Origin of the sequence: Streptomyces sp. NPDC058001 (assembly GCF_042886315.1) — a bacterium.
GTDB lineage: Bacteria > Actinomycetota > Actinomycetes > Streptomycetales > Streptomycetaceae > Streptomyces.
The window spans coordinates 21,017-32,717 of record NZ_JBHVQT010000012.1 but is presented as its reverse complement, the minus strand read 5'-3'; the positions used below and the strand labels follow the sequence as shown (position 1 = coordinate 32,717).

The following is an 11,701-nucleotide window of genomic DNA, read 5'->3' as shown; positions in this document are numbered from 1 at the left end:
ACGCGGGACATGCCAGGGCGGCATATCCGTTTACCGAACATGACCAACCGTGCAACGAACCATTTCGAGCCAACCTCCTGATGCGCTCCTGACAAGCGCGTCATCGGGCTGCCACTCTTCCCCTCGGCCATCGCACAGTTCGGACACACATCCTCCGTACGGCCGTGCGGCGGCCGACACCACCCCCACGAAACACCCCCACGAAGTACCCCCACAACGCGCCACCGCCGCACCCGGCACCGGCGCACAGCAGTACCGCAGTACCGCAGTACCGCAGTACCGCAGTACCGCGTCACCGGCTACACGCTGCACGACATCGCACCCGCACGACATCTCAGCCGCACGACACCCGCACATGGTTCCGCCCCAGTTCTGCCCCGGACGGCCACCCAGCCGGCCGGTCTTCCTGGTCGCACACCCGCGACCACGCAGAAGGAGTCAGTGTTGAGACCCTCCTCCCACGACATAACCCCCCACTCCCCCCACTCCCAGGCTTCGGGCGCTTCCCGGACCCGTGCCCGTCGGCGCGCGGCCGGTGGTGCCCTGGTCGCCGTGGCGGCCCTGCTCGCCGTCGCCGTGCAGACGGGAGCGGCCAGCGCGGACGCGAGCCCGGCCGCGGCCACCGCGCGGAAGGCCGACCCCGGCGCCCTGCCGGTGAACCTCTCGCCGTCCCAGCGCGCCGAACTGCTCCGCGCGGCCGACGCCTCCAAGGCGGAGACCGCCAAGGACCTCGGCCTCGGCGCCAAGGAGAAGCTCGTCGTCCGTGATGTCGTCAAGGACCGCGACGGCACCACGCACACCCGCTACGAGCGCACCTACGCGGGCCTCCCGGTGCTCGGCGGCGACCTCGTCGTCGACGCCGCCAAGTCCGGTGCCACGCGGACCGTCACCAAGGCGTCCCGCGCCTCGCTCACGGGCGTCGACACCACGGCGACCGTGAAGGCTGCCACCGCCGAGAAGCAGGCGCTGGGCGCGGCGGCCGACGCGGGGTCGAAGAAGACCGCCGCGGACAGCGCGCCGCGCAAGGTCGTGTGGATGGCGAAGGGCACCCCGACCCTCGCGTACGAGACCGTCGTCGGCGGGCTCCAGGAGGACGGCACCCCGAACGAGCTGCACGTCGTCACCGACGCCGCCACCGGCGCGAAGCTGTACGAGTGGCAGGGCATCGAGAACGGCACCGGCAACACCCAGTACAGCGGCACGGTCCCGCTGGGCAGCACCCTGTCGGGCTCGAACTACACCCTGACCGACGGGGGCCGCGGCGGCCACAAGACGTACAACCTCAACCGGGGTACGTCCGGCACCGGCACGCTGTTCTCGCAGACCACCGACACCTGGGGCAACGGCACCACGTCGAACGCGGCCACCGCGGGCGCCGACGCCGCCTACGGCGCGGCCGAGACCTGGGACTACTACAAGAACGTCTACGGCCGCAGCGGCATCCGCGGCGACGGCGTCGGCGCGTACTCCCGCGTCCACTACGGCAACAACTACGTCAACGCGTTCTGGAGCGACAGCTGCTTCTGCATGACGTACGGCGACGGCAGCGGCAACGCCAAGCCGCTCACCTCGCTCGACGTGGCGGCACACGAGATGACGCACGGCGTCACCGCGGCCACTGCGAAGCTCGTCTACAGCGGTGAGTCCGGCGGCCTCAACGAGGCGACATCGGACATCTTCGCGGCGGCCGTCGAGTTCTACGCCAACAACGCGTCCGACGTGGGTGACTACCTCATCGGCGAGAAGATCGACATCAACGGCAACGGCACCCCGCTGCGGTACATGGACAAGCCGAGCAAGGACGGCGCGTCCAAGGACTCCTGGTACTCCGGTATCGGCTCGGTCGACGTGCACTACTCGTCGGGTCCGGCGAACCACTGGTTCTACCTGCTGTCCGAGGGCAGCGGCGCCAAGACCATCAACGGCGTCTCGTACAACTCGTCGACCTCGGACGGGCTGCCCGTCACCGGGATCGGCCGGGACAAGGCCGCGCTGATCTGGTACAAGGCGCTGACCACGAAGTTCACCTCGACCACCAACTACGCGAGCGCCCGCACCGGCACACTCGCGGTGGCCGCCGAGCTGTACGGCACGACGAGCGCCGAGTACAAGTCCGTGACGGACGCGTGGGCCGGCATCGCCGTCGGCGCGCGGCCCGGTGGTGGCGACCCGGGTACGGGTACGTCCTTCGAGAACACCACGCCGGTCGCCATCCCGGACAACGGCGCGGCTGTCACCTCCACGGTGAACGTGACCGGCCGTGCGGGCAACGCGCCGAGCAACCTCTCGGTGTCCGTGGACATCACGCACACCTGGCGCGGTGACCTGGTCGTGGACCTGGTGGGTCCGAGTGGGACCTCGTACCGGCTGAAGAACTCCAGCGGTTCGGACTCGGCGGACGACGTCCGGGAGACCTACACGGTCAACGCGTCGGCGGAGACCGCCAACGGCGCCTGGAAGCTGAAGGTGCAGGACGTGGCGGCGCAGGACACCGGGCAGATCAACAGCTGGAAGGTGACCTTCCCGTAAGCCGCCTTCTGGTAGGGCGCCTTCTCGTAGGGCGCCTTCCTGTGAGCCAGGTCATCATCGCGTAAAACCGAACGGGCGCTCGGCGTCCGGTCGGCAGACTCTCCTCAGAGACGGCGCCGCCCCGGGATCAACTCCCCGGGGCGGCGCCGCCGTTCGTCCGCATAGCGGACATCGCGCCACGACCAACGGACGATTTCTGGCCAACCTGTGGTCAGGCTCATGACACGCGCGCCATACGGCTGGCACGCTTCACCACGCACCACATGAGAACCGCGGCTTTACCGCCCCACGCGGCCCCCACGCCGCACCGGGCACCCCCCACAGGAAACACATCTGAACAAGGAGTCTGCGTGACCCCCCACATATTCCGCAGCAACCGGACCTTGGCCCTGGCGACAGCCGTGGCGGCCGGGGCCCTTCTCGCCGGCACTCTGACCACCGGCGCCTCCGCACAGACCGATCCCGCATCCGCCCCCTCGGCCGACGCCACCCCCACGGCGACCCCGATGAAGCTGTCCGGCGCCGCGCGCGCCGAACTGCTGAAGGCCGCCGCGGGCACCACCGCCCGGACCGCCGACGAACTGGGCCTCGGCGCCCAGGAGAAGCTCGTCGTCAAGGACGTGGTCAAGGACCGCGACGGCACCACCCACACCCGCTACGAGCGCACCTACGCCGGACTCCCCGTCCTGGGCGGCGACTTGGTCGTGCACACCGCCAAGTCGGGTGCGCCCGAGGGCGTCACCAAGGCTGTGAAGGCGGACATCGCCGTCGACACGGGCGCCGGGACGCTCGCCGCCCAGAGCGCGCCGAAGGGCGCCCGCAAGGTCGTCTGGGCGGCGACGGGCACACCGGTCCTCGCCTACGAGAAGATCGTCACCGGCACCAAGAAGGACGGCACGCCCCGCGAGCTGCACATCGTCACGGACGCGGCGACCGGCAAGAAGCTGTACCAGTGGGACGACATCCGTACCGGCGCGGGCGAGAGCCAGTACAGCGGCAGCGTCACGGTCGGCAGCAGCGGTTCCGGTTCCTCGTTCGCGCTGACGGACGCCACGCGCGGCAACCACAGCACGTACAACCTGAACCACGGCACCTCGGGCCAGGGCACGCTGTTCACGGACGCCGACGACACCTGGGGCGACGGCACGGTGAACGACCCGGCGACCGCCGCCGTGGACGCCGCCTACGGTGCCCAGTTGACGTGGGACTACTACAAGAACGTGCACGGCCGCAGCGGTATCCGGGGCGACGGCGTCGGCGCGTACTCCCGCGTCCACTACGGCAACAACTACGTCAACGCGTTCTGGAGCGACAGCTGCTTCTGCATGACCTACGGCGACGGGTCGGGCAACAAGGCGCCGCTGACCTCGATCGACGTGGCCGCCCACGAGATGACGCACGGTGTCACCTCGGCCACCGCGAAACTCGTCTACAGCGGTGAGTCCGGCGGCCTCAACGAGGCGACCTCGGACATCTTCGCGGCGGCCGTCGAGTTCAACGCGGCCAACCCCGAGGACGTCGGCGACTACCTCATCGGCGAGAAGATCGACATCAACGGCGACGGCAGCCCGCTGCGCTACATGGACAAGCCCAGCAAGGACGGCGCCTCGCTGGACAACTGGAGTTCGGCGGCGGGCGGCGTGGACGTCCACTACTCGTCGGGCATCGCCAACCACTTCTTCTATCTGCTGTCCGAGGGCAGCGGCGCCAAGACCATCAACGGCGTCCCGTACGACTCGCCGACGGCCGACGGCCAGGCGGTCACCGGCATCGGCCGGGACAAGGCCGAGCAGATCTGGTACAAGGCGCTGACCACGTACATGACGTCGACGACGAAGTACGCGCAGGCCCGCACCGCCACGCTGAGCGCGGCCAAGGACCTGTACGGCGACGGTTCGGCGGAGTACCAGGCCGTGGACCGCGCCTGGGCCGGCGTCAACGTGAAGTGATCTGACGGCTGTTCGGCCGTTCTCCCGACCGGGCGGCACCCGGGGGTCTCTCCTACGATCCCCGGGTGCCGCCCGCACCATGTCCGACGGGCGGCGTCGGACGACGGTTCAGCGGAGCAGGACCCCCGCGTTCTCGCCGACCGACTGGGACGGCACGGCGACCAGGCCGAGTTCGGCGCTCGACGCCAGCAGCGGGTGCTCGGGCAGGATCCGGACCGTATAGCCGTAGGGTCCGGTGCGGTCGAGGGTGAGCGGGCCCTCGTAGGTCCAGCGGCCCTCCAGATCGGGGCCGCCGACCGGCTTCAGCGGGACGTGCGAGCCGTCCGTGATCCGGTCCTCGGGGTCGACCCGGCCCGCGACGGCCTGCACCTCGACATCCTCGGGGGCGAGGTCGCCGAGCCGCACCCGGACCCGCAGCGCCAGAGTCGTACCGACCTCCGGGGTCGCGGGCGCGGCCGACGCCTCCACATGGTCGACGGCGACCCGGTGCCAGCCCGCGCGCACCCGGGTCTTCCAGGCGGCGAGTTCGCGGGCGGCGCCGACCGTCAGCTCACGATGGGCGCGGGCCGCGGGCAGATACAGCCGCTCCACGTACTCCCGGACCATCCGCCCGGCCAGCACCTTCGGGCCGAGCAGGGTGAGGGTCTGGCGGACCATCGTGATCCAGCGGTCCGGGAGGCCGGCCGGACCCTGCTCGTAGAACCGGGGCGTGACGCGCTGTTCGAGGAGGTCGTAGAGCGCCTGGGCCTCCAGGTCGTCCCGGCGGTCGACGTCGGTGGCCTCGCCGTCGGCGGTGGGGATCGCCCAGCCGAAGTCGGGCGCGAACCACTCGTCCCACCAGCCGTCCAGGACCGACAGGTTGAGGCAGCCGTTCAGCGCGGCCTTCATCCCGGAGGTCCCGCACGCCTCCAGCGGGCGCAGCGGGTTGTTGAGCCAGACGTCGCAGCCCGGGTAGAGCTTCTGCGCCATGCCCATGCCGTAGTCGGGCAGGAAGACGATCCGGTGGCGTACCCGGGGGTCGTCGGTGAAGCGCACCAGTTCCTGGACGAGCCGCTTGCCGCCGTCGTCGGCGGGGTGCGCCTTGCCCGCGACGACGATCTGCACGGGCCGCTCGGGGTGCAGCAGCAGGTCCATGAGCCGGTCGCGGTCGCGCAGCATGAGCGTGAGCCGCTTGTACGAGGGCACCCGGCGGGCGAAGCCGATGGTGAGGACGTCGGGGTCGAGTACCCCGTCGATCCAGCCGAGTTCGGCGTCCCCGGCGCCGCGCTGCCGCCACGACGCGTACAGCCGCCTGCGCACCTCGCCGACCAACTGCTCGCGCAGCACCCGCCGCAGCGCCCAGACGTCGGTGTCGGGGATCTCGGCGATGGCGTCCCAGCGGCCCGCGTCGGAGCCGGTGAGCGCGTCCTCGGTGCGCGAGGCGCCGAAGGTGCGGGCGCCGAGCCGCAGTACCTCGGGGGCCACCCAGGTGGGGGCGTGGACTCCGTTGGTGACGGAGGTGATGGGCACCTCGTCGGGGTCGAAGCCGGGCCAGAGGCCGGAGAACATCTCGCGGCTGACGCGGCCGTGCAGCAGGGACACGCCGTTGGCGCGCTGGCCCAGGCGCAGGCCCATGACGGCCATGTTGAACAGGTTGGGTTCGCCGCCGGGGTAGGTCTCCATACCGAGCTGGAGGATCCGTTCGACGTCGATGCCGGGGAGTTCGGCGTCGGCGCCGAAGTGCCGGGCGACCAGTTCGCGGTCGAAGCGGTCGATGCCGGCCGGTACGGGGGTGTGGGTGGTGAAAACGGTTCCGGCGCGGACGGACTCCAACGCCGGGCCGAAGTCGAGGCCGTCGGCGACGTGCTCATGGATGCGTTCGAGGCCGAGGAAGCCGGCGTGGCCCTCGTTGGTGTGGAACACCTCGGGCGCGGGGTGTCCGGTCAGGTCGCAGTAGGCGCGGACGGCGCGGACGCCGCCGATGCCGAGCAGCATCTCCTGGAGCAGTCGGTGCTCACTGCCGCCGCCGTACAGCCGGTCGGTGACATCGCGCTCCTTGGAGTCGTTCTCCTCTATGTCCGAATCGAGCATCAGCAGGGGTACGCGGCCGACCTGGGCGATCCAGATCCGGGCGTGCAGACTCCGGCCGCCGGGCAGTGCGATGGCGATGTGCGCGGCGCTCCCGTCCGCGGCGCGGAGCAGCGAGAGGGGCAGCTCGTCGGGGTCGAGCAGCGGATACGTCTCCTGCTGCCAGCCGTCGCGGGACAGCGACTGGCGGAAGTAGCCGTGCCGGTAGAGCAGACCGACGCCGATGAGCGGGACACCGAGGTCGCTGGCGGCCTTGAGATGGTCGCCGGCGAGGATGCCGAGGCCGCCGGAGTACTGGGGCAGCGCGGCGGTCACACCGAACTCGGGTGAGAAGTAGGCGACGGCGGCGGGCAGGTCGCTCGGCTGATCCTGGTACCAGCGGTCGCCCTGGACGTAGGCGTTGAGATCGTCGGCGGTCTCGGTGAGGCGGCGCAGGAATTCCGGGTCGGCGGCGAGTTCCGCGAGCCGTTCGGGGGCGACGCCACCGAGCAGCCGGACGGGGTCGCCGTCGGCGGCCCAGCGCGCCGGGTCCACGGACCGGAAGAGGTCGCGGGTCCCGTCGTGCCAGGACCAGCGGAGGTTACGGGCCAGCTCGCTCAGCGCGAGCAGGGGCTCGGGGAGTACGGGACGGACGGTGATGCGACGGATGGCCTTCACGTTTCCACCTTCGCAGGGGTCGGCACCGTCCGACGGTAACGGTCCGCGGTGCAGTACCAAAACAGCGCAAAGGCTCACCCTTTCTCCCGCGTAGGCGCCCCCTTGGTCACTCCTTGCTCCCACCCGCGCACCCAAAGAACACACGCGCACCCGAACCGGACGAAAAGCGCCCCGCGCGCCCCCGCCGGGAAGGGGAGGGCACCCCTCCCCCTGCTGCCGTACGGAAACTCCGCTCCCCCGGGCCCCCTGGCCCACTTGTGACGGTTCGTCCCGCGCGAGAGGCTTCGGGGGTGGCGCCGGGGGCTCGGGGGGCGATATCCGCCCGTACCGTCCGCCACGTCGGCGCGCGCGAGGAGTTAACACAGGGGCGGATTGGTCACCCGATTGCCATGGGAAGGCTCCTCCGGTACGCACATCCCGCAGGACATCCTCGCGGGACCTCTCTCCCCATCCCGTATACGACCACCAACCCGGGCGAGTGCAAGCGCACCCCCGAACGAGTGACGCGGACAGGAGCGGTCATGGCCGCAACCCGCGAGTCGCCCATCCCACCTATACAAAGGGCAAAAGCCTCAGAACGACGAGCCGCCCGCCCCGCAGAACGCCCAGGTGATGCTGTGAACCCGCCGCCCATTGGCCGCATTCCCGTGCTGGACGTCCAGCCCCGAGTCGACTGCGGGCGCCGCCCCGCCAAGGCGGTGGTGGATGAATCCTTCCAGGTCACCGCCACCGTCTTCCGTGAAGGCCATGACGCGGTGGCCGCCAATGTCGTCCTGCGCGACCCCGACGGCAGGTCCCGGGGGTGGTTCCCGATGCGGGAGCTGGCCCCCGGCACCGACCGCTGGGGCGCCACCGTCAAGCCCACGTCGGAGGGCCGCTGGACCTACACGGTCGAGGCGTGGAGCGACCCGATCACCACATGGCGCCACCACGCGGGCATCAAGGTCCCGGCCGGTATCGACACCGAGATGATGCTGGAGGAGGGCGCGCGACTGCACGAGCGGGCCGCCTCCGGGGTGCCGAAGGCCAAGGGCCGCCGGGAGACCGTGCTCGGCGTCGTGGACGCGCTGCGCGACACGGACCGGCCGAGCGCGGCCCGCCTCGCCGCCGCCCTCGCCCCCGACGTGGACGCCGTACTGTCCCGCTATCCGCTGCGCGAACTGGTCACCGCCGCCGATCCCGCGTCGCTGCTCGTGGAGCGCAGGCGGGCCCTGTTCGGGTCCTGGTACGAGTTCTTCCCGCGCTCCGAAGGGGCCAGGGTCACCGAGGGCGAGCCGCCGGTCAGCGGCACCTTCGCCACCGCGGCCGACCGGCTCCCGGCCATCGCCGCGATGGGCTTCGACGTGGTGTACCTGCCGCCGATCCATCCGATCGGCACCACCTTCCGCAAGGGCCCGGACAACACGCTGACGGCCGGCCCGCACGACGTGGGCGTGCCCTGGGCGATCGGCTCGCCGGAGGGCGGGCACGACGCGGTCCACCCGGACCTCGGGACGCTCGCCGACTTCGACGCGTTCGTCCGGCGGGCCACCGACCTCCGGCTGGAGATCGCCCTCGACTTCGCCCTCCAGTGCTCGCCCGACCACCCCTGGGTGGAGAAGCACCCGGACTGGTTCCACCACCGCCCGGACGGCACGATCGCGTACGCCGAGAACCCGCCGAAGAAGTACCAGGACATCTACCCGATCGCCTTCGACAAGGACATGAAGGGGCTGGTCAAGGAGACCGTCCGGGTCCTGCGGTTCTGGATGGACCACGGTGTGCGGATCTTCCGTGTCGACAACCCGCACACCAAGCCGGTGGTGTTCTGGGAGAAGGTCATCGCCGACATCAACGGCACCGACCCCGACGTGATCTTCCTCGCGGAGGCGTTCACCCGCCCGGCGATGATGCGGACCCTCGCGGCGATCGGCTTCCAGCAGTCGTACACCTACTTCACCTGGCGCACGTCGAAGCAGGAGCTGACCGACTACCTGACCGAGCTGTCCGAGGAGACGGCCGGTTTCATGCGGCCGAATCTGTTTGTGAACACGCCGGACATCCTGCACGCCTATCTTCAGCAGGGCGGACGCCCGGCGTTCGAGGCGCGCGCGGTGCTCGCGGCGACGCTCTCCCCGACCTGGGGCGTCTACAGCGGGTTCGAACTCGCCGAGAACGTCCCGCAGCGGGACGGCAGCGAGGAGTACCTCCACTCCGAGAAGTACGAGCTGCGCCCCCGCGACTGGGAGGCCGCCGAGCGCGCGGGCCGCAGCATCGCACCCCTGATCACCTCGCTCAACCGGATCAGACGCCGCAGCCCCGCACTCCAACAGCTACGGAATCTGCACTTCCACCACACCGACAAGGAGACGGTGATCGCGTACTCGAAGACCGCCGAGGGCACCAGCGGCTCGAACACCGTTCTGGTCGTCGTGAACCTCGACCCGCACCACACCCAGGAGGCCACGGTCTCGTTGGACATGCCGCACCTCGGACTCGGCTGGCACGAGTCCGTACCGGTCCGCGATGAGCTGACCGGCGAGACCTACCACTGGGGCAGGACGAACTACGTGCGCCTGGAGCCGGGCACGGCACCCGCTCACGTCTTCACACTCCTGCGACCGTCCTCACCGATCGGAGGGTCACCCACACGATGATCGTCAACGAACCGGTCCCGGACAAGTTCGAGGACACCCCGGCCAAGGACCGGGACCCGGAGTGGTTCAAACGCGCCGTCTTCTACGAGGTGCTGGTCCGCTCCTTCCAGGACAGCAACGGCGACGGCGTCGGTGACCTGAAAGGTCTCACCGCCAAACTGGACTATCTCCAGTGGCTCGGCGTCGACTGTCTGTGGCTGCCGCCGTTCTTCAAGTCACCGCTGCGCGACGGCGGTTACGACGTGTCGGACTACACGGCAGTCCTGCCGGAGTTCGGTGACCTCGCCGACTTCGTGGAGTTCGTGGACGCCGCGCACCAGCGCGGTATGCGCGTGATCATCGACTTCGTGATGAACCACACCAGCGATCAGCACCCGTGGTTCCAGGAGTCCCGCGCCCACCCCGACGGACCCTACGGCGACTACTACCTGTGGGCCGACGACGACAAGCAGTACCCCGACGCGCGGATCATCTTCGTCGACACCGAGGCGTCGAACTGGACCTTCGACCCGGTCCGCCAGCAGTACTACTGGCACCGCTTCTTCTCGCACCAGCCCGATCTCAACTTCGAGAACCCGGCAGTGCAGGAGGAGATCGTCGGCGCCCTGAAGTTCTGGCTGGACCTCGGCATCGACGGCTTCCGGCTCGACGCGGTGCCGTACCTCTACACCGAGGAGGGCACCAACTGCGAGAACCTGCCCGCGACGCACGAGATGCTCCGCCGGGTACGCGAGGAGATCGACGCGCACTACCCGGACACCGTGCTGCTCGCCGAGGCCAACCAGTGGCCCGAGGACGTCGTCGACTACTTCGGTGACTTCTCCAAGGGCGGCGACGAATGCCATATGGCGTTCCACTTCCCGGTGATGCCACGGATCTTCATGGCCGTACGCCGCGAGTCCCGCTACCCGGTGTCGGAAATCCTCGCCAAGACCCCGGCCATCCCGTCCGGCTGCCAGTGGGGCATCTTCCTGCGCAACCACGACGAGCTGACCCTCGAAATGGTCACCGACGAGGAACGCGACTACATGTACGCGGAGTACGCCAAGGATCCGCGGATGCGGGCCAACATCGGCATCCGCAGGCGGCTCGCACCCCTCCTCGACAACGACCGCAACCAGATCGAACTGTTCACCGCCCTGCTCCTGTCGCTGCCCGGCTCGCCGATCCTGTACTACGGCGACGAGATCGGCATGGGCGACAACATCTGGCTCGGCGACCGGGACGCGGTCCGCACCCCGATGCAGTGGACACCCGACCGCAACGCGGGCTTCTCGTCCTGCGACCCCGGCCGGCTCTATCTCCCGACGATCATGGACCCGGTCTACGGCTACCAGGTCGCCAACGTCGAGGCGTCGATGTCGTCACCGTCGTCGCTGCTGCACTGGACCCGCCGGATGATCGAGATCCGTAAGCAGAACCCGGCGTTCGGCCTCGGCTCGTACACCGAACTCCAGTCGTCGAACCCGGCGGTACTCGCCTTCCTTCGGGAGGCGCCGCCGAACGGGGACGGCGAGGACGACCTCGTGCTGTGCGTGCACAACTTCTCACGCTTCGCACAGCCCACGGAGCTGGAACTCCAGCGGTTCAACGGCCGCCATCCGGTCGAACTGATCGGCGGGGTGCGGTTCCCGGCGATCGGCGAGTGGCCGTATCTGCTGACCCTGGCGGGCCACGGCTTCTACTGGTTCCGGCTGCGCAAGGACGGCAGCCCGCCACAGCCGGTGGCTCCGCCGGTACTCCCGGACGGGTCGGACCTGCCGGTCCACTAGAGGTAGGTGGGGGTCCCGCGGCCCGTGACGGCGGCGCGACCCCCGCGTACGTTGGTGTGAACGATGGTTTCCACCCAGCCGGTCAGGGAAC

5 protein-coding genes are annotated in these 11,701 nt (G+C 69.8%); 4 read left to right on the top strand and 1 reads right to left on the bottom strand.

All coding sequences use genetic code 11. From position 1 onward, the window contains the following. Nucleotides 1–465 precede the first annotated feature (465 nt). Both ACFVT5_RS28640 and ACFVT5_RS28635 read left to right on the top strand, forming a co-directional pair. Nucleotides 466–2,529 (top strand): M4 family metallopeptidase, encoded by a 2,064-nt coding sequence (locus tag ACFVT5_RS28640; RefSeq protein ID WP_389894438.1) that lies wholly within the window; start codon nt 466–468, stop codon nt 2,527–2,529. A 350-nt stretch (nt 2,530–2,879) separates the two neighbouring features. Then, nucleotides 2,880–4,478, top strand: coding sequence for a M4 family metallopeptidase (locus tag ACFVT5_RS28635; RefSeq protein WP_389893947.1), 1,599 nt, complete (start codon nt 2,880–2,882; stop codon nt 4,476–4,478). 108 nt (nt 4,479–4,586) lie between these two features. Here ACFVT5_RS28635 and glgP read toward each other — a convergent pair whose 3' ends face one another. Next, the gene (gene glgP / locus ACFVT5_RS28630; RefSeq protein WP_389893945.1) at nt 4,587–7,202 is read right to left on the bottom strand and encodes an alpha-glucan family phosphorylase; all 2,616 of its coding nucleotides are present in this window, start codon (nt 7,200–7,202) and stop codon (nt 4,587–4,589) included. A 521-nt stretch (nt 7,203–7,723) separates the two neighbouring features. Between glgP and ACFVT5_RS28625 the strand changes: the two genes are divergently transcribed. Both ACFVT5_RS28625 and treS read left to right on the top strand, forming a co-directional pair. Beyond that, the gene (locus ACFVT5_RS28625) at nt 7,724–9,838 is read left to right on the top strand and encodes an alpha-1,4-glucan--maltose-1-phosphate maltosyltransferase (protein WP_389893944.1); all 2,115 of its coding nucleotides are present in this window, start codon (nt 7,724–7,726) and stop codon (nt 9,836–9,838) included. Next, nucleotides 9,835–11,610, top strand: a complete 1,776-nt coding sequence (gene treS, locus ACFVT5_RS28620) for a maltose alpha-D-glucosyltransferase (protein WP_389893943.1) — start codon at nt 9,835–9,837, stop codon at nt 11,608–11,610. Before ACFVT5_RS28625 ends, treS begins: the two co-directional genes overlap by 4 nt. Nucleotides 11,611–11,701 lie beyond the last annotated feature (91 nt).

What these genes read in the sequence shown, in the direction of transcription:
- ACFVT5_RS28625 (WP_389893944.1), top strand. Translation starts at nt 7,724, where the DNA reads ATGGCCGCAACCCGCGAGTCGCCCATCCCACCTATACAAAGGGCAAAA.
- treS (WP_389893943.1), top strand. Translation starts at nt 9,835, where the DNA reads ATGATCGTCAACGAACCGGTCCCGGACAAGTTCGAGGACACCCCGGCC.